Consider the following 25669-nt stretch of genomic DNA (forward strand, 5'->3'; position numbering starts at 1 on the left):
CTAATCATAGCTCAGCGCAACGCATTTGAGAATGCTGGATTTTTGGCACGGTCGTCAGCGTCCAGTTGGCGATCGCCATTTTCAGCAGTTCGTCAATTCGCAAATCCTGCCATTCGTTGGTTACATTCTGGTTGAGAAATCGCAGCGCGTCGATCAAAACAGGGCGCGGATCGCCGTCTGGCAGGGCGGGCGCATGATTTTGTTTTGACAGTTTAAAGCCCTGTTCATTGACCGCCAGCGGCAGATGAATGTAATCCGGCGCGTTCCAGCCAAACTGGTGATAGAGCGATATTTGTCGCACGGTAGGTTCCACCAGGTCAGCCCCGCGCACAATTTCCGTCACGCCCTGGAAATGGTCATCAACCACAACCGCCAGGTTATAGGCGAACAAGCCGTCACGGCGGTGGATAATAAAATCTTCGCGTGCAAGACGTTCATCCGCATGGATTTCGCCGGAGAGTAAATCAGTAAAGTGCGTCACCGGGGCATGCTGCTTTATGCGCACGGCGGCCAGTTCTGGGCCGTTATTGCGCGTGCGGCAGTGGCCGTCATAGACGCCACCCACGCTCTGAATACGCGCGCGGGTGCAGGTGCAGTAGTAGGAGAGCCCTTGTGCGTGGAGCCACGCCAGGCGTTCCCGGTAGGCATCATGTCGCCTTGACTGCCAGAGGACGTCACCGTCCCAGTGAAGACCGTAATGTTCCAGCTGACGCAGAATGGTATCTGCTGCACCGGGAACTTCACGCGGAGGATCAATATCTTCAATGCGGACCAGCCATTTACCGTGACGGGCGCGAGCCTGCAGGTAGCTGCCGAGGGCGGCAATTAATGAGCCGAAGTGTAATTCACCAGAAGGGGATGGCGCGAAGCGCCCAATATAGTGTGATTCAGACATATCAACAGTAACAAGGCGGGAGAAACTCCCGCCTTTAGAGTGTGTAAACAGCGCTGGTATTAACCGGCCATCTGTTTTTCGCGGATTTCTGCCAGCGTTTTACAGTCGATGCACAGATCGGCGGTTGGACGCGCTTCCAGGCGACGAATTCCGATTTCAACACCGCAGGATTCGCAGTAGCCAAAATCTTCGTCTTCGACTTTTTTCAGCGTTTTTTCGATCTTTTTGATCAGTTTGCGTTCGCGGTCACGGTTACGCAGTTCGAGGCTGAACTCTTCTTCCTGAGCGGCACGGTCTACCGGGTCCGGGAAGTTAGCAGCTTCATCCTGCATATGAGTAACGGTGCGATCGACTTCATCCCTGAGTTGATTACGCCATGCTTCAAGAATACGCTTGAAGTGCGACAGCTGGGCTTCGTTCATATACTCTTCGCCCGGCTTCTCTTGATACGGCTCCACCCCAGCGATGGCGAGAATACTCAGGGACGATGTTTTACGGTTTTGCCCTTCTTGCATGTTGCTTCTCCTTAACACGCACTATCGATCCCCGTGTTGGGGGAAAAATCAGGTCGCTATAAATAGCAGATGCTTTTCCGTATGGCAATTATCTAAACGTAACACTTGACAAGCCTGTGAGGAAAAGCGTATTTGCGCACGCGGCCAGAACACTTAATAGTCAATCGTCTAATCCCTTATAAGACAATGGGAAGAGAGGATCTCAGAGTCATATTATCGGCAGAAAGTTCCGCTTTATAAGCCAAAACCTCCACCCCCTGCTTTTGTGCCTCATTCAACAATTGCGCGTATTTGAGATCAATATGGCGGGCTGGAGAAAATCGTTCAATGGCTGAATGTAAAACCGCAAACAGCAATACGGCGCGTTTGCCCGCCGCCGCAACACTCATCAGCTCCCGCAGATGCTTCTGCCCCCGTAGCGTGACCGCATCCGGGAAGTAGCCGTTTTCCTGTTCCGCTAACGTCACTGATTTTACTTCAATATAGCACTCGGGCCGGTCTTCCGCCTGTAACATGAAGTCAATTCTGCTGCTTTCATCGCCATATTTAACTTCACTTTTGTGCGTGCCATACCCCACCAGTTCGGGCAGGGTGCCAAGGGTCAATGCTTCCTTAACTAATTGATTGGCGCGCAGGGTATTCACGCAAATAAATGCCCCGTTTTGCGTCTCGGTCATTTCCCAGGTATGGGCGTATTTGCGTTTAGTATTTTCTGAAGTGGAATACCAGACCGTGTCACCCGGCGTTGCACAGCCGGTCATGGCACCGGTGTTCGGGCAGTGCAGCGTGAGCTGTTCACCTTCGGGGGTGATCACATCAGCGAGAAAGCGTTTGTAGCGTTGAACCAGCGTGGCGTGCTGCAGGGCAGGACTAAACTTCATCAGAATTCCTTAGGGTATCGCCCAGCGACCAGCGCTGTAGCGGCGTATAACGGGTGCGTCCTTGGGTAAAGACCGATTCGTAAAGCGCGAAGGTATTGACCTCAACGTCCCAGTGAAAGCCGGGTGGCGGAATGGCAACGGCCTGACCGGCATCGCGCAGCAGGGTGATATGCGGATGAAACGGCTGCGGACTCTGGTAACACCCGCTGCGAGCCGCCTGGGCGCGCAACATACTGGCAAGCTGTAAAAGCCCGCGGGGCGGCTGGCGCGTGCCCAGCCAGACCACACGTGAGCGCAGCCACTGGCCCGCGTCGTCGAGGTGCAGCGTAAACGCCGGCTGAGAAATGCGGCCAGCCATTGCTGCCAGCGCGCGCTGTTTTTCGGCGCTGACGTCGCCCAGAAAGGCCAGCGTCAGGTGCAGGTTTGCCGCCGCGATCGGACGCCCTGCGTCCTGGGGAAAATGGCTGGCTCGCCAGCGAACGATTTTTCGCTGCAGCGTGGAGGGCAATTCTATGGCAAAAAACAGCCGTTTCGACTCAGACATACAGGGGACTCGGTAATGGTATGCGCCGATGCTACAATGTACGCCGACTAATGTTAACCCTCTGGAGCTGTTAGTGTCCTCATTGCCGGTCGCCGTCGTCCTTCCTGAGCTTCTTGCTGCCTTACACCATGCCCCGCAGGTTTTACTTAACGCCCCGACGGGCGCAGGTAAATCCACCTGGCTGCCGCTGCAGATCCTCAAAGAGGGCACTGTCCGCGGGAAAATTATCCTGCTGGAGCCGCGCAGGCTGGCCGCACGGAACGTGGCGCAGCGCCTGGCGGAACTGCTTGGTGAAAAGCCGGGCGAGACGGTGGGTTACCGTATGCGCGCCGAAACCTGCGTTGGCCCGTCCACGCGCCTTGAGGTGGTGACCGAAGGGATCCTGACCCGCATGCTGCAAAACGATCCGGAGTTAAACGGCGTCGGGCTGGTGATTCTGGATGAATTCCACGAGCGTAGCCTGCAGGCAGATCTGGCACTGGCGCTGTTACTTGATGTTCAGCAAGGGCTACGCGACGACCTCCGGTTGCTTATCATGTCCGCTACGCTGGATAACGAGCGACTGCAGCAGACGTTGCCCGACGCGCCGGTTATCGCCTCCGAAGGCAGAGCATTTCCCGTTGAGCGTCGCTATCAACCATTGCCTGCCCATCAGCGTTTTGACGACGCGGTAGCCATCGCAACCGCCGAATTGCTCCGCCAGGAATCGGGATCGCTATTGCTGTTTTTGCCAGGCGTAGGCGAGATCCAGCGCGTGCAGGACCAACTGGCTTCCCGGGTGGGAAGTGAGGTGCTGCTTTGCCCGCTCTACGGCGCGCTTTCGCTGGCGGATCAGCGTAAAGCAATCCTGCCCGCGCCCGCGGGGCAGCGTAAGGTGGTGCTGGCAACCAATATTGCCGAAACCAGTTTAACCATAGAAGGCATTCGCCTGGTGGTGGACAGTGCGCAGGAGAGGGTGGCGAGCTTTGACGCGCGCACCGGGCTGACTAAACTGCTGACGCAGCGCATAAGCCAGGCGTCGATGGTTCAGCGAGCAGGCCGTGCGGGACGTCTTGAGCCCGGTATCTGCCTGCATTTGACCAGCGCGGAGCAGGCTGAGCGCGCTGCACAGCAAAGCACGCCGGAAATTTTACACAGCGATCTGGCGGGGCTGGTGATGGATCTTCTGCAGTGGGGATGCCCGGATCCGGCACAGCTAACCTGGCTTAATCCTCCACCCGCCGCGAACCTTGCTGCTGCCCGGACCTTACTGAACCGCCTGGGGGCGCTTGATGGTGAGCGATTGTCATCCCGCGGGCAAAAAATGGCCGCGCTGGGCAATGACCCTCGCCTGGCGGCGATGCTGGTGGCCGCGCAGGGGGAAGATGAAATTGCTACGGCGGCGAAACTGGCAGCTATTCTTGAGGAGCCACCACGCGGTGGCAGCAGCGATCTGGCGCAGGCCTTTTCCCGCAATCAGGGGAACTGGCAGCAGCGGGCGCAGCAGCTTTGCCGGCGACTTAACGGCAAAGCCGGGTCGCCAGACAGCGCGGCTATCGCGCCTCTGTTAGCGCAGGCGTTTCCCGACAGGATCGCACGTCGTCGCGGTCTGGACGGGCGATATCAACTGGCCAATGGCATGGGTGCGATGCTGGACAGCGATGACGCCATGACGCGTCACGAATGGCTGATTGCGCCGTTACTGTTACAGGGTAGCCACTCCCCGGACGCGCGTATTTTACAGGCTATCGCGGTGGATATTGACGCCCTGACGCGTGCCTGTCCGCAGTTGGTCCAGCAATCCGATACCGTGGAATGGGATGAGGCTCAGGGCACGCTGAAGGCGTTTCGTCGCAGCCAGACAGGTAAACTGATCCTCGGCACCACGCCGCTGGCAAAACCGTCGGAAGAGGTGCTGCATCTGGCCATGCTGAACGGCATCCGGGACAAAGGGTTAGGGGTGTTGAACTGGACGCCAGAGGCGGAACAGTACCGTATTCGTCTGCACTGTGCCGCGCGCTGGCTACCGGAGTATGACTGGCCCGCGGTCGATGATGAGACATTGCTGGGCTCGCTGGAACGCTGGCTGCTGCCGCAAATGCACGGTGTACACTCGCTGCGTGCGCTAAAAGCGCTTGATGTTAAGGTCGCGTTACAGAATTTACTGGACTGGTCATTACGTCAACGTCTGGATAGTGAACTGCCAGGGCATTACACTGTGCCGACCGGAAGCCGGATTGCCATTCGTTATCACGAGGATAATCCTCCGGCGCTGGCGGTACGTATGCAGGAAATGTTTGGAGAGGCCACCACGCCTTCTGTGGCGCAAGGGCGCGTCTCTCTGGTGCTGGAGCTGTTGTCGCCAGCCCATCGCCCGTTACAGATTACCCGCGACCTGGGGGCATTCTGGGCGGGGAGCTACCGTGACGTGCAAAAAGAGATGAAGGGGCGGTATCCCAAACATGTCTGGCCGGACGATCCGGCAAATACGGCACCGACACGACGGACGAAGAAGTATTCGTGACGGGGGTGGCTGGGAACGTGCGGCTTGATGCCCTCACCCGCAGGGTGCGGGAGAAAATACTAAAGACGTTCCTGTCTGGAAGGTCTTGCTGTTTACTTTGAGAGATTTCTTCTTTCACAGGCCAGTGGAAGAAAAGAGAATCGGGCCCTTGCGCCTGAAAGTTGCGGAGAAAAAGCATGGCGGGGAATGACCGCGAGCCAATAGGACGTAAGGGAAAACCAACGCGTCCGGCGAAAGAAAAGGTAAGCCGTCGTCGCCTCAGAGATGAGGATTATGACGATGACTATGAAGACGATTATGAGGATGAAGAACCGATGCCGCGTAAAGGGAAAGGCAAAGGGCGTAAGCCTCGGGGCAAGCGCGGCTGGTTCTGGCTGCTGCTGAAGCTGTTCATTGTATTTGTTGTGCTGATGGCGATTTACGGCGTCTATCTGGATCAGAAGATCCGTAGCCGTATCGACGGAAAAGTCTGGCAACTGCCTGCGGCGGTGTATGGCCGCATGGTGAACCTTGAGCCAGATATGTCCATCAGCAAGAACGAGATGGTGAAACTGCTGGAAGCCACCCAGTATCGTCAGGTGTCGAAAATGACGCGTCCTGGCGAATTTACCGTGCAGGCGAAAAGCATTGAGATGATCCGCCGTCCGTTTGATTTCCCGGACAGCAAAGAGGGCCAGGTGCGTGCGCGTCTGACCTTTGACGGCGATCGTCTGGATACCATCGAGAACATGGATAACAACCGTCAGTTCGGTTTCTTCCGTCTCGATCCGCGTCTGATCACCATGCTCTCGTCGGCGAACGGCGAACAACGTCTGTTCGTTGCCCGTAACGGCTTCCCGGACCTGCTGGTTGATACCCTGCTGGCAACCGAAGACCGTCACTTCTATGAGCATGATGGCATCAGCCTTTACTCAATTGGCCGTGCGGTGCTGGCTAACCTGACCGCCGGACGGACGGTACAGGGGGCGAGTACGCTGACCCAGCAGCTGGTGAAGAACCTGTTCCTCTCCAGTGAGCGCTCTTACTGGCGTAAAGCCAACGAAGCGTACATGGCCGTACTGATGGATGCGCGTTACAGCAAGGATCGTATTCTTGAGCTGTACATGAACGAGGTGTACCTCGGTCAGAGCGGGGATAACGAAATCCGCGGCTTCCCGCTGGCAAGTCTGTACTACTTTGGTCGTCCGGTGGAAGAGCTGAGTCTTGACCAGCAGGCGCTGCTGGTGGGCATGGTGAAAGGGGCGTCCATTTATAACCCGTGGCGTAACCCGAAACTGGCGCTGGAACGTCGTAACCTGGTGCTGCGTCTGCTGCAACAACAGCAGGTGATTGACCAGGAGCTGTACGACATGCTGAGCGCACGTCCACTCGGCGTTCAGCCGCGCGGTGGCGTGATCTCGCCTCAGCCTGCGTTTATGCAGCTGGTGCGTCAGGAGCTGCAAAGCAAGCTCGGTGATAAGGTGAAAGATCTCTCCGGCGTGAAGATCTTTACCACCTTCGATTCCGTGGCGCAGGAAGCCGCTGAAAAAGCTGCGGTGGAAGGCATCCCGGCGCTGAAGAAACAGCGTAAGCTGAGCGATCTTGAAACCGCGATGGTGGTGGTTGACCGTAACACCGGCGAAGTTCGCGCCATGGTGGGCGGTGCTGAGCCGCAGTTCGCAGGCTACAACCGTGCAATGCAGGCGCGACGTTCGATTGGTTCACTGGCAAAACCGGCAACCTATCTTACCGCCCTGAGTCAGCCTAACCAGTATCGCCTGAATACCTGGATTGCCGATGCGCCGATTTCCCTGCGCCAGCCTAACGGCCAGGTATGGTCTCCGCAGAACGACGATAAACAGTTCAGCGGCCAGGTCATGCTGGTGGATGCGTTGACCCGCTCGATGAACGTGCCAACGGTGAATCTGGGTATGGCGCTCGGTCTGCCGGCGATTGTCGACACCTGGCAGAAACTGGGTGTGCCGAAAGATCAGCTCCATCCTGTTCCGGCGATGATCCTGGGGGCGCTTAACCTGACGCCGATCGAAGTGGCTCAGGCGTTCCAGACCATTGCCAGCGGGGGTAACCGTGCACAGCTCTCTGCTCTGCGTTCAGTGATTGCTGAGGACGGCTCCGTGTTGTATCAGAGCTTCCCGCAAGCGGAACGTGCCGTGCCAGCGCAGGCGGCCTATATGACGTTGTGGACGATGCAGCAGGTTGTGCAGCGGGGGACCGGACGTCAACTGGGTGCGAAGTATCCGGGCCTGCATCTGGCAGGTAAAACCGGGACCACCAACAACAACGTGGATACCTGGTTCGCCGGTATCGATGGCCGTGAAGTGGTGATCACCTGGGTAGGCCGCGATAACAACCAGCCAACCAAACTGTACGGTGCAAGCGGGGCGATGTCGATTTACCAGCGCTATCTGGCGAATCAGTCTCCGGTACCGCTGAATCTGGTGGCGCCGGAAGATATCGTCGATATGGGCGTGGACGGTTCCGGTAACTTTGTCTGTGGCGGCGGTATGCGTACCTTGCCTGTCTGGACCACCAACCCGGATTCGCTGTGCCAGCAAAGCCAGCCAGAGCAACCGACGGGTAATCCGTTCGAGCAGTCTTCTCAGCCTCAGCAGCAGCCGCAACAACAGCCGCAGCAGCAGAATGAGAAAAAAGACAGCGACGGTGTCGCGGGCTGGATTAAAGATATGTTCGGCGGTAACTAACGCTTCACATCCCCCCGAAAGGGGGGATTTTTTTACCTGTACTTTCCATTTCCTTAACCCTCGTTTTCATTCTGATTAACCCTTCGTTTTCTCTTGTTTATTTCTTAAACCCTTAATTCTCGTAGGGCTGCTTACTGCTTGCTATGCAGCCAGCGTTTCGCATATTATTCTGCGGTCATAATAATAATTCTCGTTTACGTTATCATTCACTTTTCCATCAGAGATAAACATGGCGCTTTCCAATACTGCTCAGCCAATTCACACGTCGCTGCGAAAAATCGCGGTCGTCGTAGCCACAGCGGTTGCCGGCATGTCTACGTATGCACATGCGGCTGAAACCCAGAAAAAAGAAGAAACCATCACCGTCACTGCCGCGCCTGCCGCCCAGGAAAGTCCGTGGGGGCCTGCGCCAACGATCGCAGCAAAACGCACGGCAACGGCGACCAAAACCGATACCGCGATTGAAAAGACCCCGCAGTCTATTTCCGTGGTAACGCGTGATGAAATGGAACGCCGCCAGCCAGCGACCGTCAAAGAGGCGCTGGGCTATACGCCGAGCGTGTTTGCGACCCGCGGCAGTTCCACCACCTATGATGTGGTCTCAATTCGTGGTTTTACCGCGCCTTCGACGGTAAACACCAACCAGTATCTCGATGGCATGAAGCTGATGGGGAATAACTACTCCGAAGCTTCCATGGATCCGTACTTCCTTGAGCGCGTAGAAGTGATGCGCGGACCTACGTCTGTGCTCTACGGCAACAGCAATCCAGGCGGTATCGTCAGTATGGTGAGCAAACGCCCACTGACCGAGCCGCTGAAAGAAGTCCAGTTTAAAATGGGGACCAATAACCTGTGGCAAACGGGCTTCGATTTCAGTGATGCAATCGATGAAGATGGCGTGTGGTCGTACCGCCTGACCGGTCTTGGCAGTAGTCAGAACGCACAGCAGGAGATGTCAAAATCAACCCGCTATGCGGTTGCGCCCTCCTTTAGCTGGCGTCCGGATGACAAAACCGATTTCACCTTCCTGAGCAATTTCCAGAACGATCCGGAAGCGGGCTACTACGGCTGGTTGCCACGGGAAGGGACGGTAGTGCCATACCGTGACGCAAACGGCAATGAGCATAAGATCCCAACCGATTTCAACGAAGGTGAAGCGGATAATAAGATGGCTCGTCGCCAGCAGTTGATTGGTTACAGCTTCTCGCATCAGTTTGATGACACGTTCACCGTGCGTCAGAATCTGCGTTACGCAAAAGTTCATACGCTCTACCGCTCTGTTTACGGCAATGGCTACGCTGAGCCTGGCAAGATTAACCGCGCTTACGTGCGTTCAGATGAAGATCTGAATATGTTTACCGTGGATACTCAGCTGCAGTCGACATTCGCGACGGGCGCCGTAGACCACACGTTGCTGACGGGCGTTGATTACTCGCGTATGCGTAATGATATCAATGCGCTGTACGGTTCCGCCGACCCTATTGATATCCAGAACCCGGATTACGGCAACGCGAATATCAACACCAACCTGCCATGGTCTAACTATTCCGTCGTTAACCGTAATGAACAGACCGGGCTCTATGCTCAGGATCAGGCGGAGTGGGATAAGTGGGTGCTGACGCTGGGCGGACGCTACGACTACGTGATGGCCTCAACGCTGACGCGCGGTACGGCCGATTCGCTGGCTGAAAACCACGACCAGGCTTTCACCTGGCGCGGGGGGATTAACTATCTCTTTGATAACGGTATCTCGCCTTACTTCAGCTACAGCGAGTCGTTTGAGCCGGTATCGGGCGCCGATCGTAACGGCACACCGTTCGACCCCTCCCGCGGTAAGCAGTATGAAACGGGTGTGAAATACGCGCCGAAAGACCTGCCGGTTGTGGTCACCGCGTCGCTGTTCCAGCTGACGAAAGATAAGAACCTGACGGCGGATCCGAACGATCCAACGAATACTCACAGTATCCAGACCGGTGAGATCCGTTCTCGCGGTTTCGAACTGGAAGCGAAGGCAGCGGTTAACGCCAATATCAACGTGACCGCGGCGTACAGCTTTATTGATGCTGAGTACACCCATGACAGCACCTTTGAAGGTAAACGTCCGGCGGAAGTGCCGCGTAATCAGGCGTCATTGTGGGCAGATTACACCTTCACCGACACGGCCTTAAGCGGCCTGACGATTGGTGCCGGTACCCGTTACATCGGTAACACGGTGAGCTACTACTCAAGCGGCGACAAAAAAGATCAGCCGTTTAACGTCGCGAGCTACACCCTTGCCGATGCGATGGTGAAATACGATCTGGCCCGTCTGGGTCTGCCGGGGTCATCTGTGGCGGTGAACGTGAATAACCTGTTCGATCGGGAATATGTCTCCAGCTGCTACAAGGATTATGCATGCTACTGGGGTGCTGAACGTCAGGTTGTCGCCACCGCGACCTTCCGCTTCTAATCTCTCTTCGGGCACGGTTCGCCGTGCCCTTTTTATTTAAGTTGGCCGATATGCAGGATAATCAAACGCAATCCGACACCACCTTCACGCTCAATAATCTCTCCTTTCGCGTGCCCGGACGCACCCTGCTGCATCCGCTCTCTTTGACCTTCCCGGCAGGTAAAGTGACAGGCCTGATTGGTCACAACGGCTCTGGTAAATCAACGCTGCTCAAAATGCTTGGCCGCCATCAGCCGCCGTCAGAAGGCGATATCCTGCTGGACGGTCAGCCGCTGGAGAGCTGGAGCAGTAAAGCCTTTGCCCGCAAAGTGGCGTATCTGCCGCAGCAGTTGCCGCAGGCGGAGGGGATGACCGTGCGTGAACTGGTGGCGATTGGGCGTTATCCGTGGCACGGCGCGCTTGGCCGTTTCGGCGTGGCCGACAGAGAGAAAGTGGAAGAGGCGATTGCGCTGGTGGGGCTAAAACCACTGGCCCACCGTCTGGTAGACAGCCTGTCAGGAGGGGAGCGTCAGCGCGCGTGGATAGCAATGCTGGTGGCCCAGGACAGCCGCTGCCTGCTGCTCGACGAACCGACCTCTGCGCTGGACATTGCCCATCAGGTCGACGTGCTTGCGCTGGTGCATCGTTTAAGCCAGCAGCGCGGTCTGACGGTTATCGCGGTCCTGCATGATATCAACATGGCCGCGCGTTACTGCGATTACCTCGTTGCCCTGCGCGGCGGTGAGATGATCGCCCAGGGGACGCCGTCTGAACTGATGCGCAGTGAAACGCTGGAACACATTTACGGTATTCCAATGGGGATTTTGCCTCACCCTGCCGGGGCTGCACCGGTGAGCTTTGTGTACTGATGCTGGATTCTATGTTGATGAGTCGCCGTCGTCTGCTGACGGCAATGGCGCTTTCACCGCTGCTGTTAAAAATGAATACCGCGCGTGCGGCTGCGGTCGATCCACACCGCATTGTGGCGCTGGAATGGTTGCCGGTAGAGCTGATGATGGCGCTGGGCGTTACGCCCTATGGTGTGGCGGATATTCCCAACTACAGGCTATGGGTGAATGAGCCGAGGCTACCGGACTCGGTAATCGACATCGGCCTGCGCACCGAGCCAAATCTCGAACTGCTCACCCAGATGAAGCCGTCATTCCTGTTCTGGTCTGCAGGTTACGGCCCGTCAGAAGAGACAATGGCACGGATTGCGCCCGGCCGTGGTTTCTCCTTCAGCGACGGTAAAAATCCGCTGGCGATGGCGAAAAACTCCCTCCACGAGATGGCACTGTTCCTTAACCGTGAGGTTGAGGCCAAAAAACATCTCGACGATTTTGATGCCCTGATTAACGCCCTGAAGCCGCGTTTTGCTCACCGGGGCGATCGCCCGCTGCTGATGGTGACGCTGCTGGATGCCCGCCATATGCTGATCTTTGGGAAAAACTGCCTGTTCCAGGACGTGCTCGACAGTTTTGGTATTCGTAATGCCTGGGAAGGGGAGATGACCTTCTGGGGCAGCACCGCCGTGGGGATTGACCGTCTTGCGGCATTTCGCGATGTGGATGTGTTGTGCTTTGACCACGGCAACGAGCGGGAGATGCAAACCCTGATGGCGACGCCGCTCTGGCAGGCAATGCCGTTTGTGCGTGAAAAACGGTTCCTGCGCGCACCTGCGGTATGGTTCTACGGCGCGACGCTTTCTGCCATGCACTTTGCCCGCGTGCTGGACAACGCGCTGGGAGGCCAGGCATGAGTACGCGTATTGCCCGTTTCCCGGCACTGTTGCTTTGCCTCATTTTCCTGTGCGCGCTGGCATTGACCTGGTTCAATCTGTCGACGGCCTTACCGCGCGACCAGTGGCGTGGGGCGCTGGTGGCGCCAGATATCGATAATATTCAGCAAATGCTGTTCCACTACAGTCTGCTGCCGCGCCTATCGATTTCGCTGCTGGTCGGGGCGGGATTAGGGCTGGTGGGCGTTTTATTCCAGCAGGTACTGCGTAACCCACTGGCCGAGCCGACGACGCTTGGCGTGGCGACCGGGGCACAGCTTGGGATCACGATTACCACGCTCTGGGCGTTGCCTGGGGCATTGACCTCGCAGTTTGCTGCCCTCGCCGGTGCGTGTGTGGTGGGCGCGCTGGTATTCGGCGTCGCCTGGGGCAAACGTCTCTCCCCCGTCACGCTTATTCTTGCGGGGCTGGTGGTGAGCCTGTACTGCGGCGCGATTAATCAGCTGCTGGTGCTGTTCCATCACGATCAGCTGCAAAGCATGTTCCTCTGGAGCACCGGTACGCTCACCCAGACCGACTGGAGCGTCGTGCAGCGTCTGTGGCCGCAGCTCGTCGGTGGCGTCGTGTTGACGCTGCTGCTCTTGCGCCCGCTGACGTTGATGGGTCTTGACGATGGCGTGGCGCGTAATCTGGGGCTGGCGCTGTCGCTGGCCCGTCTGGGGGCGCTGACGCTGGCGATTGTGCTCAGTGCCCTGCTGGTTAATGCGGTAGGCATCATCGGGTTTATCGGACTGTTTGCGCCGCTGCTGGCAAAAATGCTCGGTGCGCGCCGCCTGCTGGCGCGCCTGATGTTAGCCCCGCTGATTGGCGCGTTGATCCTCTGGCTTTCCGATCAAATCATTCTCTGGCTGGCACGCGTCTGGATGGAAGTGTCTACCGGTTCGATGACGGCGCTTATCGGTGCACCGCTGCTGCTGTGGCTGCTGCCGCGTCTGCGCAGTATCAGCGCGCCAGCGATGGATGCTGGCGATAAGGTCTATGCTGAGCGCCAGTCAGTGCTGGGGTTCAGCCTTGCCGGGCTGGCAGTGCTGATTGTTATCTCATTTGCCGCGCTCGCTTTCGGACGCGATGCGGTGGGCTGGCACTGGGCGTCTGGGGATCTGCTTAACGAACTCATGCAGTGGCGCTGGCCGCGCATTCTCTCGGCGTTAATCGCCGGGGTCATGCTGGCGGTGGCGGGCTGTATTATCCAGCGTCTGACCGGTAATCCGATGGCCAGCCCGGAGGTTCTGGGTATCAGTTCTGGTGCCGCCTTTGGCGTGGTCCTGATGCTGTTCCTGGTGCCGGGAAATGCCTTCGGCTGGTTGATGCCTGCCGGGAGCGTTGGCGCGGCGGTGACGCTGCTGATCATCCTCATTGCCTCCGGGCGTGGTGGGTTTTCCCCTCACCGGATGCTGCTTGCCGGGATGGCGCTCAGCACGGCATTTACTATGCTGCTGATGATGCTGCAGGCGAGTGGCGATCCGCGTATGGCCAAGATCCTGACCTGGATCTCCGGTTCAACGTACAGCGCCACCGGCAGCCAGGTCGTGCATTCCGGGATTGCAATGATCGTATTGCTGGCGATGGTGCCGCTGTGCCGTCGCTGGATGACCATTCTGCCGCTGGGCGGCGAGACCGCGCGTGCGGTGGGGATGGCCCTGGCGCCGTCCCGTATCGGGTTACTGCTGCTGGCCGCATGCCTCACGGCAACGGCCACCATGACCATCGGCCCGCTGAGCTTTGTCGGCTTAATGGCGCCGCACATTGCCAGAATGATGGGCTTTCGTCGCACGATGCCGCACATTGTGATGTCGGCGCTGACGGGGGGCGTAATACTGGTGGTTGCTGACTGGCTGGGGCGGATGGTGCTGTTCCCGTACCAGATACCTGCCGGGTTGCTGTCGACGTTTATCGGGGCGCCGTACTTTATCTATTTGTTGAGAAAGCAAAGCAGGTAGAAGGGCGGTGGGGTATTGCCCTCTCCGGGAGGAGAGGGCAGCAGATCGTTTCTGTCTTACAACTTCGCAAAGACCCGGCGCGCAGCATCGATAGTCTTATTGATATCGTCTTCGCTGTGCGCGACGGACATAAAGCCTGCTTCAAACGCGGATGGTGCCAGGTAGACGCCTTCTTCCAGCATCAGATGGAAGAAGCGCTTGAAGCGTTCAACGTCACACTTCACCACATCCTGATAGCAGGTCACGGTTGTCGCATCGGTGAAGAAAATCCCGAACATCCCACCAACGTGGTTTACCACCAGAGGAATACCGGTTTCTTGCGCGGCCTCCAGCAGGCCGTTGGCCAGTTGAGTTGTCAGATCGGTCAGGGTTTCGTGAATACCCGGCTGCGCCACTTCGGTCAGACAGGCGAAACCTGCGGCCATTGCAATCGGGTTGCCGGAAAGGGTACCCGCCTGGTAGACCGGGCCAGTCGGCGCCAGCGCTTCCATCACCTCTTTACGTCCCCCGAATGCTCCGACAGGCATGCCGCCGCCGATGATTTTGCCAAGGCACGTCAGGTCCGGCTCTACGTCGTAGTAAGACTGTGCCCCCGCCAGCGCGACGCGGAAGCCGGTCATCACTTCGTCGATGATCAGCAGAGCGCCAAACTCATCGCACAGAGCGCGCAGACCCGGCAGGAACTCCGGCTGCGGTGGAATGCAGTTCATGTTGCCTGCGACAGGTTCAACGATGATACAGGCAATCTCCTGCGGATACTGCTCGAAGGCTGCCCGAACGGTGTTCAGATCGTTATAGGTGCAGGTCAGGGTATGCTTCGCAAAGTCAGCCGGTACGCCCGGTGAGTTCGGCTGACCGAGGGTCAGCGCGCCGGAGCCGGCTTTTACCAGCAGGCAGTCCGCATGACCGTGGTAGCAGCCTTCAAATTTGATGATCTTGTCACGGCCGGTAAAACCACGTGCCAGGCGGATCGCGCTCATGGTGGCCTCGGTACCGGAGTTCACCATACGCACCATGTCCATTGTCGGGACCAGTTCGGTGACCAGTTCCGCCATTTTCACTTCCATCTCGGTTGGCGCGCCGAAGCTCAGGCCGCGCTGGGCGGCTTCGATCACCGCATTGCGGATAGCAGGATGGTTGTGACCCAGCACCATCGGACCCCAGGAGCCGACATAATCGATATAGGCTTTGCCATCGACATCATACAGATACGCGCCGTCAGCACGTTCGATAAACAGCGGCGTACCGCCTACGCCGGTAAAGGCGCGAACAGGCGAATTCACGCCACCTGGGATAAGCTCGCGGGCTGCACTGTAGAGGTTTTCAGACTTGCTCATGGCGTCGTTCCTGGTTCGTATAAAATGATTAAGCACACTATTCTAAGTGATCCTCAGAAGGTAATGAAATTTTTGCCCCCTTTCATGCCCAAACAATTGTTAAGTATTTTTCACGGGATGATATTACGCACTCTGGTAAAATCCCTGCGGTTATTTGTATGATGAAAAGAAACGGTAATGAAAGCAGACACTCATTCTTATACTGAACAGCAGTTCAGACGTGCGCAGCACCGTATCAGCATCCGGCGCTTGCTTAATCGTGATAAAACGCCGCTGGCTATCCTGCTGGCTGCTGCCGTGGTCGGCGCAGTTGCCGGGCTGGTGGGTATCGCCTTCGAAAAAGCGGTTAACGCGATAATGAACTGGCGAATTGGAACCGTGGCGGGTTTTGCCTATAGCGGTGGATGGGTATGGGTGTGGGCCTTTGGCTTATCTGCGCTGTTTGCCATGGTGGGCTATTTCCTGGTCCGTAAATTTGCGCCGGAAGCGGGCGGTTCCGGGATCCCTGAAATAGAAGGCGCACTGGAAGAGCTGAGGCCGGTTCGCTGGTGGCGCGTCATCCCGGTAAAATTTATCGGTGGCATGGGAACGCTCGGGGCAGGCATGGTGCTCGGGCGCGAAGGGCCAACGGTGCAGCTGGGCGGAAACGTTGGGCGTATGGTCGGCGATCTTTTTCGCATGCGCAGCGCGGAGGCGCGACATACACTGCTGGCAACGGGGGCGGCGGCCGGCCTTTCGGCGGCGTTCAACGCACCGCTGGCGGGGATCCTGTTCATTATTGAAGAGATGCGGGCACAGTTTCGCTACAACCTGATCTCGATAAAAGCGGTATTCACCGGCGTCATTATGTCGAGCATTGTCTTTCGCATTTTTAATGGCGAAGGTGCGGTGATTGAGGTGGGGAAACTGACCAATGCGCCGGTGAATACGCTGTGGCTGTACCTGATCCTCGGCATGATTTTTGGCGTGGTCGGCCCGCTGTTTAACACGCTTATCTTACGCGCTCAGGATATGTTCCAGCGCATTCACGGTGGGAATACCACCCGCTGGGTATTGATCGGCGGACTGCTGGGCGGCGGCTGCGGCGTGCTCGGCTTCATTGAGCCCAATGCCGCAGGCGGTGGCTTCGGGCTGATACCGATTGCCGCAGCGGGTAATTTCAGCATTGGTCTGTTGCTGTTCATGTTTATTTCGCGGGTGATTACCACCGTATTGTGCTTCTCCTCCGGTGCGCCTGGCGGTATTTTTGCCCCGATGCTGGCGCTGGGTACGCTTCTGGGAACCGCGTTTGGCATGGTCGCTGCTGCCGGATTTCCGGCCTATCATCTGGACGCCGGGACCTTTGCTATTGCCGGAATGGGCGCGCTGCTGGCGGCGTCTCTGCGCGCGCCGTTGACCGGCATCGTGCTGGTTCTGGAGATGACGGATAATTACCAGCTCATTTTGCCAATGATCATTACCTGTCTCGGCGCGACACTATTAGCCCAATTCCTGGGTGGAAAACCGCTATACTCCACCATTCTTGCCCGTACCCTGGCAAAACAAGAGGCCGAGCGGGCCCCGACGCAGAATACTTGAATGAATTACCAGGGTATTAGATAATGACATAAAGAATTGGGTGAATTTTACCCAATAGCAGTAGCAGTATTCATGGGAGCATAAGATGAGTGATGACGTAGCGTTGCCGCTGGAATTTACCGAAGCAGCAGCCAACAAAGTGAAAACCCTGATTGCCGACGAGGACAATCCGGATCTGAAACTGCGTGTCTATATTACCGGTGGCGGCTGCAGCGGCTTCCAGTATGGTTTTACCTTTGACGATCAGGTCAACGACGGCGATATGACTATCGAGAAGCAGGGCGTTGCGCTGGTGGTTGACCCGATGAGCCTGCAGTACCTGGTGGGTGGTTCGGTGGATTACACTGAAGGCCTGGAAGGTTCGCGCTTCGTTGTGACTAACCCGAACGCGACAAGTACCTGTGGATGTGGCTCTTCGTTCAGCATCTGACAGGGATGCAGTCGTAAGCCCGGTAAGCGTAGCGCCACCGGGCTTATAAACAACGCTTATCGTGCATTATCATCCAGCGCAAATGTCGGCAGCTTCAGATGCCAGCGTATCGCCGCTAACCGTATCCCCAGCGTGACCACCATACCCAGCATGGCTGCATTTTCTAGCGGCATCGCAAAGGTGTAATACGCCGTCGCGTGAACAATCCCACCAATAATACACGCCGTGGCATAGATTTCGGTACGCAGGATCATGGGAACTTCACGCGCCAGAATGTCGCGAATAATCCCGCCGCCGACCCCGGTTAACACGCCCATGCAGATGGCCACCATCGGGCCCGTTCCCGCATTGAAGGCTTTGTTGACCCCGATGCCCACAAAGACGGCCAGACCGACGGCATCCAGTACCGGGAGTATCCATTTCGGTAACCGGCGGGGTTGGCGAACCAACACAATGGTCAACAGACAGGTGACCATCGCCACCACCAGATCGGTTGGATCTTTTACCCAAAATACCGGGCCATTCGCCAGGGCCATATCACGTATCGTCCCGCCACCCACGGCGGTGACCACGCCCAGCACCAGCACGCCAAACGGATCCATGCGCAGTTTTCCGGCGAGTAAAACGCCGGAGATAGCAAAAACGGCTGTGCCAAGAATATCCAGCCAATAAACGAGCATCGTTAAATCCTCGAGCGGGGTATGTTGTTAGTGACTCTCTGCCAGCGCGGCACAGAGCTGTTTTGCGGCGAGGATAATACGCGGGCTGGCGCGTTCAAACCAGTCACTGGTGAGGGGGATCACCGGTATTTTTAGCTGACGTTGCCAGAATTGTTCAATTTTAGGAATCTCGCTCGCATTTCCGACCACCACGATGGCCTGTGGCTGGCGTGCGAGCACCTGTTCCCGGCTGACCTGAGGCCACGGCACCCGGCTGGCTGCAAAGATGTTTTCACCGCCGCAGATTTCCAGCACCTGATTCTGAATGGATCCTTTCCCGGTGGTGAACAGCGGCTGGCTGCCAAATTGCAGGAAGATGCGTTTTTTGACGGGGACATCGTAGCGGGATTTCAGCGCGGCATAGTCGCTGAGCATCTGTTTCGCGGCATTCTCGGCTTTTGCTGGGGTAGGGCTGTAGGGGGCCAGAGAACGCAGTGCCTGAGCGACCTGCTCAATGCTCACCGCATCAATCCACATCACCTTGATCCCAAGCGAGGAGAGCTGGTTGACCTGCCGCTCGGCGTTACCGCCGCGCCAGGCGAGCACGAGATCGGGTTTAAGCGCCACGATGCGCTCAATGTTCATCCCTTGCCAGGTTGCCACCTGTTCAATATGGGCCGCTTGCGGAGGGTAATCCGAAAAGCTGCTCACGCCGACAGGCGTGATCCCGGCGGCAAAGGCCAGTTCGGTATTTGCCGGAGAGAGCGTAATCACACGCGGCGCGGCAAATAGCCATGCCGGTGCGAGAAAAAGCAGGGCGACCAGCGCCCTGATGTATGGGTTACCCACGAGCCAGTTTCTGCACCAGGCGCTCCACCATCACGGTGGACTGTTTTGCCGCAACGGTCAGGAACTCGTCGAAGCTGATATGAGACTGCTGGTCAGCCACGTCGGAGATGGCGCGAACCACCACGAACGGAACGTTGAAGTTATGGCAAACGTGAGCAATGGCGGTCGCTTCCATCTCAACGGCAACGGCCTGAGGGAAGTTATGACGAATTTTCGCCAGGCCGACGGAGCCATTGATGAACGCATCACCGCTGACGATCAGGCCGCGTACCGCGTTGAGGTTCAGCTCAGCGATGCAGCTTTCAGCCGCCGCAATCAGTTTGTCATCGGCTTTAAACCCGGCCGGGCAACCCGGAAGCTGACCGTATTCGTAGCCGAATGCGGTAACGTCTGCATCGTGGTAACGCGCTTCATCGGAAACAACGATATCACCGACTTTCAGCGTCGACGCCAGGCCGCCTGCAGAACCGGTGTTAATGATAACGTCCGGCTTGCAGCGTTCGAGCAGCAGGGTCGCGCCCAGCGCAGCAGCAACCTTACCGATGCCTGATTTCAGCAGAGCGACGTCAACGCCATTCAACTGGCCGGTATAGATCTCACAGCCACCGAGGGAGAGAGTCTGACGGTTCTCAATTTTGTCACGCAGCAGCGTAACTTCTTCTTCCATTGCACCAATAATGCCGATTTTCATAGATTTACTCGCGATGTGCCTTGTTAAGATGCATAGTCTATCATGCGGTTAAGAGGAAACGCATTCTCACGCGGGGGAGCACATGTCACCAATCGATTTTCGCACCAAAATTAACTGGCACCGACGTTTCCGTTCGCCGCAGGGCGACAAGAGCGAGCATGAGATCCTGCGTATCTTCGAAAGCGATCGTGGGCGGATCATAAACTCGCCGGCAATCCGTCGTTTACAGCAAAAAACCCAGGTGTTTCCGCTTGAACGTAACGCTGCGGTGCGCACGCGCTTAACGCATTCTATGGAAGTTCAGCAGGTTGGCCGCTACATTGCCAAAGAGATTTTAAGCCGTCTCAAAGAGCAGCAGCTTCTCGAAACCTATGGGCTGAATGAGCTGACCGGGCCGTTTGAGAGCATTGTTGAGATGGCCTGCCTGATGCATGACATCGGTAACCCGCCCTTTGGTCATTTTGGCGAAGCCGCCATAAATGACTGGTTTAAACAGCGGCTTTATCCTGCTGATGCGGTAAGCCAGCCTCTGAGCGATGACCGCTGCCTGGTGCGGGATTTACGCCTGCGCGAAGGTGAAGACGCGCTGAACGACCTGCGGCGTAAAGTCCGTCACGACCTCTGTCACTTCGAAGGGAATGCGCAGGGGATCCGGCTGGTACACTCCCTGATGCGTATGAACCTGACCTGGGCACAGGTGGGGTGTATCCTGAAATATACGCGACCGGCCTGGTGGATGGGCGAGACGCCCGCGTCGCACAGTTATTTGATGAAAAAGCCGGGCTATTATCTTTCCGAAGAAGCCTATATTGAGCGCCTGCGTAAAGAACTTTCTCTGACACCAAACGGCCGCTTCCCCTTAACCTGGATTATGGAAGCTGCCGACGACATTTCATATTGTGTTGCCGACCTGGAAGACGCCGTTGAGAAAAGAATATTCAGCGTCGAAGAACTTTATCAGCATCTTTATGAGGCCTGGGGAACGCATGAAAAAGGCTCGCTGTTTGCTCAGGTTGTCGAAAATGCCTGGGAGAAATCGCGTTCAAATACATTAAGCCGCAGCACGGAAGATCAGTTCTTTATGTATTTACGGGTCAATACATTAAATAAACTGGTGCCTTATGCCGCCTCGCGCTTTATAGACAACCTGCCGTTAATTTATAGCGGCGAATTCAACCATGCGTTGCTGGAAGATGACAGCAGCTTTAGCCAGCTTCTTGAGCTCTATAAAAACGTGGCCGTGCGTCATGTTTTCAGCCATCCGGATGTTGAACAGCTTGAGCTGCAGGGATACAGGGTTATCAGTGGGTTACTCGAAATCTATCGGCCTCTGCTGCAGTTATCCGTCGACGAGTTCAGCGAGCTGGTGGAAAAAGAGCGCGTGCGGCGAATACCGATTGAATCCCGGCTTTATCAGAAACTTTCAACCCGCCACCGTCTGGCTTATGTCGAAGCCATCGGCAAGCTGGATCGGCAGTCGCCCCAGTGGCCGGTGCTGGAATATTATTATCGCTGCCGTCTTATCCAGGACTATATCAGCGGGATGACAGATTTGTATGCCTGGGATGAATACCGCAAGCTCATGGCGGTGGAATAAGCACGGAGTTTTGTAAAGACGGCCAATAAATTTTTACCTTTTCCATAAACTTATGGCCGGAACTAAGCGGTATAAAATGAATCTGAGTTACACAGCAATTTTGCGTTATCTGTAAATCGAGATTAAGACACATGAAAAAAACCACATTAGCAATGAGTGCACTGGCTCTGAGTTTAGGTTTAGCGCTGTCTCCTCTGACTGCTACTGCAGCTGAGACCGCATCGTCGGCAGCGACCGCGCAGCAGATGCCAAGCCTGGCACCGATGCTCGAAAAAGTGATGCCATCGGTGGTGAGTATTAACGTTGAGGGCAGCACAACCGTCAATACGCCGCGTATGCCGCGTAACTTCCAGCAGTTCTTTGGTGATAACTCACCTTTCTGCCAGGACGGTTCGCCATTCCAGAGCTCCCCGTTCTGTCAGGGCGGTGGTGCAGGGGATGACACCCAGGGGGGTGGCCAGCAGCAGAAATTCATGGCGCTTGGCTCGGGTGTGATTATCGATGCGGCGAAAGGCTACGTCGTGACCAACAACCACGTTGTTGATAACGCCAACAGCATTAAGGTTCAGCTGAGCGACGGGCGTAAATTTGATGCCAAAGTGGTCGGGAAAGACCCGCGCTCCGATATCGCGTTGATCCAGATTCAGGATCCGAAAAACCTGACGGCGATTAAAATTGCCGACTCCGATGCGCTGCGTGTCGGTGATTATACCGTCGCTATCGGTAACCCGTTCGGTCTGGGTGAAACCGTAACCTCGGGGATTGTTTCCGCGCTGGGTCGTAGCGGCCTCAACGCCGAAAACTATGAAAACTTCATCCAGACGGATGCCGCCATCAACCGGGGTAACTCCGGCGGTGCGCTGGTGAACCTGAACGGTGAGCTGATTGGTATCAACACCGCGATCCTTGCACCAGACGGCGGCAATATCGGGATCGGCTTTGCTATCCCAAGTAACATGGTGAAAAACCTGACCGCGCAGATGGTGCAGTATGGCCAGGTGAAACGCGGTGAACTGGGGATTCTGGGTACCGAACTGAATTCCGAACTGGCTAAGGCGATGAAAGTTGACGCCCAGCGCGGCGCATTTGTCAGCCAGGTGATGCCGAACTCCTCCGCGGCGAAAGCGGGCATTAAAGCGGGTGATGTCATTACCTCCCTGAACGGGAAACCGATCAGCAGCTTTGCCGCGCTGCGTGCTGAAGTGGGCTCCATGCCGATTGGCAGCAAAGTGACCCTCGGCCTGCTGCGTGACGGTAAACCGGTTAACGTGAGCCTGGAACTGCAGCAGAGCAGCCAGAATCAGGTTGATTCCAGCACCATCTTCAGCGGCATTGAAGGCGCCGAGATGAGCAATAAAGGTCAGGACAAAGGCGTTGTGGTGAACAACGTTAAAGCGAACAGCCCGGCTGCGCGCATTGGCCTGAAAAAAGGCGATGTGATCATGGGTGCGAACCAGCAGCCAGTGAAAAACATCGCTGAACTGCGCAAAATTCTGGACAGCAAACCTTCCGTGCTGGCGTTGAATATTCAGCGTGGTGATACCTCAATTTACCTGCTGATGCAGTAATCCTCTCAGGCCCCTGTTTCAGATGAGCAGGGGCTTTTCACCTTTCTGTGACCTTTTCCACAACTCCATACTTCTCCCTTTCACTTTGTGCATTCGCACAATGCAGCGGTAGCTGAACTTCCCTATGCTTGAGCTCTGCTCACAGGAGGGTTACATGGCTGGCTGGCATCTCGATACCAAAATGGCGCAGGATATTGTGGCACGCACCATGCGCATCATTGATACCAATATCAACGTAATGGATGCCCGTGGGCGCATTATTGGCAGTGGCGATCGTGAGCGTATTGGGGAATTGCACGAAGGGGCGCTGCTGGTGCTCTCCCAGGGGCGGGTGGTGGACATCGACGATGCGGTGGCGAAACACCTGCACGGTGTCCGTCAGGGCATCAATTTACCGCTGCGTCTTGAGGGGGAAATTGTTGGCGTTATCGGCCTGACCGGCGAGCCGGAGTCGCTGCGAAAATATGGCGAACTGGTCTGTATGACGGCGGAGATGATGCTTGAGCAGTCGCGCCTGATGCATCTGCTCGCCCAGGACAGCCGTCTGCGTGAAGAGCTGGTGATGAACCTGATTCAGGCGGATGAGCATACCCCTGCACTCAATGAATGGGCGCAGCGCCTGGGAATCGATCTGAATCAACCGCGCGTCGTGGCGGTAATTGAGGTGGACAGCGGCCAGCTTGGCGTCGACAGTGCGATGGCTGAGCTGCAGCAGCTGCAAAATGCGCTGGCGACACCGGAACGCGATAACCTGGTGGCGATTGTCTCTCTGACGGAAATGGTGGTGCTCAAGCCCGCGCTGAACGCGTTCGGGCGCTGGGATGCAGAAGATCATCGTCGTCGCGTGGAGCAGTTGATTGCCCGCATGAAGGAGAATGGACAGCTTCGTTTTCGCGTCGCGCTGGGCAATTACTTCACCGGTCCGGGCAGTATTGCCCGTTCCTGGCGTACTGCCCGCACCACCATGATGGTGGGTAAGCAGCGGATGCCGGAAAGCCGCAGTTATTTCTACCAGGATCTGATGCTGCCGGTGCTGCTCGACAGCCTGCGCGGTGGCTGGCAGGCCAATGAGCTGGCACGTCCGTTAGCGCGCCTCAAGGCGATGGACAACAACGGTCTGCTGCGTCGGACGCTGCAGGCGTGGTTCCGTCATAACGTACAGCCGCTGGCAACGTCGAAAGCGCTGTTTATACATCGCAATACGCTGGAATATCGACTGAACCGGATTTCGGAGCTGACAGGACTGGATCTGGGGAGCTTTGACGACAGGCTGCTGCTTTATGTGGCGTTACAGCTCGATGAGCAGAGATGAGTGAAATACGGCCTGATGCCCTTACGCCATCCCTTTCCACGGGAGAGGGCGCAAACACTAAAACGGCAATCAAAGATTGCCGTTTTAGTGTTTATTTCCGGGTAAGCTTTTCAAGATCCGCTTCGATTTCGCTAATCTTGTTGGTGACAACGCTTTCAAGGTGACGCAGATCGTCGAGGATCTTACGTTTGAGATCGACTTCAGTGCGGTCGCGCTGACAGATCTGATCGAGTTCATCGATCACATAGCGCAGATTAGGGCTGATTTCCTGAACTTCTTTGTATCCCTGCCCTACACCGTCAGCGACGACGGTCTTACGCTGGCGTGGATATTTAAACTTCACGCTCTTGGCGAAAAACTCTCCTTTGTCCTTGTGAAAATAGATTTTCAGAATGTCGTTATTAGCTTCCTGGCGAAGGCTGTAACGATCAATTTCATCAGGATTGGTAATGCCCAGACTTTTCAGATTATCGTACATAGCGGTACCCTTGATCTCAACATAACCTTTGAATAATTAACGAAAAAATCTATTTTCGCCACCCTCAGATATGAAAAAAGCGGGGTGGCCCCCGCTTTTTGTTATATCCGATTAATCGATGGTGCGCAGCAACTCATTGATGCCCACCTTACCGCGGGTTTTCGCATCAACTTTCTTCACGATAACCGCACAGTACAGGCTGTACTTGCCATCTTTTGACGGCAGGTTGCCGGAGACCACAACGGAACCGGCCGGCACGCGACCGTAGTGAATTTCACCGGTCTCACGATCGTAAATACGGGTGCTCTGACCGATGTAAACGCCCATCGAGATAACGGAGCCTTCCTCAACGATCACGCCTTCCACCACTTCAGAGCGCGCGCCGATGAAGCAGTTATCTTCGATGATGGTTGGATTAGCCTGCAGTGGCTCCAGTACACCACCGATACCCACGCCGCCGGACAGGTGAACGTTTTTACCGATCTGCGCGCAGGAGCCGACGGTTGCCCAGGTATCCACCATGGAGCCTTCGTCTACGTAAGCACCGATGTTAACGTAGGAGGGCATCAGCACGGTGTTACGCGCGATGAACGCACCCTGACGCACGGCCGCTGGCGGTACTACGCGGAAGCCTTCTTTCTGGAAGCGAGCTTCGTCGTAGTCAGCGAATTTCATAGGGACTTTATCGAAATAGCGGCTTTCTGCTCCGTCGATAACCTGGTTATCATTGATACGGAAAGAGAGCAGCACGGCTTTCTTCAGCCATTGATGAGTTACCCACTGACCGTCGATTTTTTCTGCTACACGTAGCGCGCCGGAATCCAGCAGAGAAATAACCTGATTAACCGCTTCACGGGTAACGGTATCCACATTTGCCGGAGTAATCTCGGCGCGACGCTCAAAAGCGGACTCAATAACGTTCTGTAACTGCTGCATTGTTTACTCTTTCCATTTCACTAAAAAA

21 protein-coding genes are annotated in these 25669 nt (G+C 56.3%); 11 read left to right on the forward strand and 10 right to left on the reverse strand.

The genetic code is table 11. The features are described from left to right. Window positions 1-4: 4 nt before the first annotated feature. The 4 genes from gluQRS to thpR all read right to left on the reverse strand — a co-directional run bounded on the left by gluQRS (window position 5) and on the right by thpR (window position 2835). Window positions 5-895, reverse strand: coding sequence for a tRNA glutamyl-Q(34) synthetase GluQRS (gluQRS, locus tag L462_RS00565; protein ID WP_014168677.1), 891 nt, complete (start codon window positions 893-895; stop codon window positions 5-7). A gap of 59 nt (window positions 896-954) precedes the next feature. Next, window positions 955-1410, reverse strand: a complete 456-nt coding sequence (dksA, locus tag L462_RS00560; RefSeq protein WP_001155232.1) for an RNA polymerase-binding protein DksA — start codon at window positions 1408-1410, stop codon at window positions 955-957. Window positions 1411-1586: 176 nt separating this feature from the next. After that, entirely contained in the window at window positions 1587-2291 is a 705-nt protein-coding gene (gene sfsA, locus L462_RS00555; RefSeq protein ID WP_014168679.1) for a DNA/RNA nuclease SfsA, read from the reverse strand. Continuing rightward, window positions 2281-2835 (reverse strand): RNA 2',3'-cyclic phosphodiesterase, encoded by a 555-nt coding sequence (gene thpR, locus L462_RS00550; RefSeq protein WP_014168680.1) that lies wholly within the window; start codon window positions 2833-2835, stop codon window positions 2281-2283. The genes sfsA and thpR overlap by 11 nt, the downstream gene beginning before the upstream one ends. Window positions 2836-2908: 73 nt before the next feature. On the opposite strand from thpR, the gene hrpB reads away from it, so the two are divergent. The 6 genes from hrpB to fhuB all read left to right on the forward strand — a co-directional run bounded on the left by hrpB (window position 2909) and on the right by fhuB (window position 14206). Then, window positions 2909-5338, forward strand: coding sequence for an ATP-dependent helicase HrpB (gene hrpB / locus L462_RS00545; protein ID WP_020882603.1), 2430 nt, complete (start codon window positions 2909-2911; stop codon window positions 5336-5338). A 176-nt stretch (window positions 5339-5514) separates the two neighbouring features. Then, entirely contained in the window at window positions 5515-8040 is a 2526-nt protein-coding gene (mrcB, locus tag L462_RS00540) for a bifunctional glycosyl transferase/transpeptidase (RefSeq protein ID WP_020882604.1), read from the forward strand. 229 nt (window positions 8041-8269) lie between these two features. Then, complete coding sequence (gene fhuA, locus L462_RS00535; RefSeq protein ID WP_020882605.1) at window positions 8270-10489, forward strand: ferrichrome porin FhuA; 2220 nt, start codon at window positions 8270-8272, stop codon at window positions 10487-10489. 50 nt (window positions 10490-10539) lie between these two features. After that, a complete protein-coding gene (gene fhuC / locus L462_RS00530; RefSeq protein ID WP_020882606.1) occupies window positions 10540-11337 on the forward strand; it encodes a Fe3+-hydroxamate ABC transporter ATP-binding protein FhuC in 798 nt (265 codons plus the stop codon). Further along, window positions 11337-12227, forward strand: a complete 891-nt coding sequence (gene fhuD / locus L462_RS00525) for a Fe(3+)-hydroxamate ABC transporter substrate-binding protein FhuD (protein WP_020882607.1) — start codon at window positions 11337-11339, stop codon at window positions 12225-12227. The genes fhuC and fhuD overlap by 1 nt, the downstream gene beginning before the upstream one ends. Beyond that, window positions 12224-14206, forward strand: a complete 1983-nt coding sequence (gene fhuB / locus L462_RS00520) for a Fe(3+)-hydroxamate ABC transporter permease FhuB (protein ID WP_032679635.1) — start codon at window positions 12224-12226, stop codon at window positions 14204-14206. Before fhuD ends, fhuB begins: the two co-directional genes overlap by 4 nt. A 56-nt stretch (window positions 14207-14262) precedes the next feature. On the opposite strand, the gene hemL is transcribed toward fhuB, so the two are convergent. Beyond that, on the reverse strand, window positions 14263-15543 hold the full coding sequence (gene hemL / locus L462_RS00515; protein WP_032679636.1) for a glutamate-1-semialdehyde 2,1-aminomutase: 1281 nt from the start codon (window positions 15541-15543) through the stop codon (window positions 14263-14265). A gap of 177 nt (window positions 15544-15720) precedes the next feature. On the opposite strand from hemL, the gene clcA reads away from it, so the two are divergent. Both clcA and erpA read left to right on the forward strand, forming a co-directional pair. Beyond that, window positions 15721-17121 (forward strand): H(+)/Cl(-) exchange transporter ClcA, encoded by a 1401-nt coding sequence (gene clcA / locus L462_RS00510; protein ID WP_020882610.1) that lies wholly within the window; start codon window positions 15721-15723, stop codon window positions 17119-17121. An 85-nt stretch (window positions 17122-17206) separates the two neighbouring features. After that, entirely contained in the window at window positions 17207-17551 is a 345-nt protein-coding gene (erpA, locus tag L462_RS00505) for an iron-sulfur cluster insertion protein ErpA (RefSeq protein ID WP_013095643.1), read from the forward strand. 56 nt (window positions 17552-17607) lie between these two features. On the opposite strand, the gene L462_RS00500 is transcribed toward erpA, so the two are convergent. From L462_RS00500 to mtnN, 3 genes are read right to left on the reverse strand one after another with little or no spacing between them, the layout of a single operon-like run. Beyond that, window positions 17608-18231: a TRIC cation channel family protein gene (locus L462_RS00500; protein ID WP_014168690.1), complete on the reverse strand. Its 624-nt coding sequence runs from the start codon at window positions 18229-18231 to the stop codon at window positions 17608-17610. Between the two features lie 27 nt (window positions 18232-18258). Further along, window positions 18259-19059 carry a vitamin B12 ABC transporter substrate-binding protein BtuF gene (btuF, locus tag L462_RS00495; protein WP_020882611.1) on the reverse strand — a complete coding sequence of 267 codons (801 nt, stop codon included), beginning with the start codon at window positions 19057-19059 and terminating at the stop codon, window positions 18259-18261. Continuing rightward, window positions 19052-19750: a 5'-methylthioadenosine/S-adenosylhomocysteine nucleosidase gene (gene mtnN / locus L462_RS00490; RefSeq protein WP_014168692.1), complete on the reverse strand. Its 699-nt coding sequence runs from the start codon at window positions 19748-19750 to the stop codon at window positions 19052-19054. Before mtnN ends, btuF begins: the two co-directional genes overlap by 8 nt. A gap of 82 nt (window positions 19751-19832) precedes the next feature. Between mtnN and dgt the strand changes: the two genes are divergently transcribed. The 3 genes from dgt to cdaR all read left to right on the forward strand — a co-directional run bounded on the left by dgt (window position 19833) and on the right by cdaR (window position 24227). Next, window positions 19833-21347 (forward strand): dGTPase, encoded by a 1515-nt coding sequence (dgt, locus tag L462_RS00485; RefSeq protein ID WP_032679637.1) that lies wholly within the window; start codon window positions 19833-19835, stop codon window positions 21345-21347. Window positions 21348-21478: 131 nt separating this feature from the next. After that, on the forward strand, window positions 21479-22915 hold the full coding sequence (gene degP / locus L462_RS00480; protein ID WP_032679638.1) for a serine endoprotease DegP: 1437 nt from the start codon (window positions 21479-21481) through the stop codon (window positions 22913-22915). Window positions 22916-23069: 154 nt separating this feature from the next. Beyond that, window positions 23070-24227 carry a DNA-binding transcriptional regulator CdaR gene (gene cdaR, locus L462_RS00475; protein ID WP_020882613.1) on the forward strand — a complete coding sequence of 386 codons (1158 nt, stop codon included), beginning with the start codon at window positions 23070-23072 and terminating at the stop codon, window positions 24225-24227. A 91-nt stretch (window positions 24228-24318) separates the two neighbouring features. Here the strand turns inward: cdaR and L462_RS00470 are convergent, their stop codons facing one another. Both L462_RS00470 and dapD read right to left on the reverse strand, forming a co-directional pair. Further along, complete coding sequence (locus tag L462_RS00470; protein ID WP_014168696.1) at window positions 24319-24705, reverse strand: DUF3461 family protein; 387 nt, start codon at window positions 24703-24705, stop codon at window positions 24319-24321. A 111-nt stretch (window positions 24706-24816) separates the two neighbouring features. After that, on the reverse strand, window positions 24817-25641 hold the full coding sequence (gene dapD / locus L462_RS00465; RefSeq protein WP_020882614.1) for a 2,3,4,5-tetrahydropyridine-2,6-dicarboxylate N-succinyltransferase: 825 nt from the start codon (window positions 25639-25641) through the stop codon (window positions 24817-24819). Window positions 25642-25669 lie beyond the last annotated feature (28 nt).

This window comes from Enterobacter sp. BIDMC 26 (assembly GCF_000534435.1).
Taxonomy (GTDB): domain Bacteria; phylum Pseudomonadota; class Gammaproteobacteria; order Enterobacterales; family Enterobacteriaceae; genus Enterobacter; species Enterobacter ludwigii.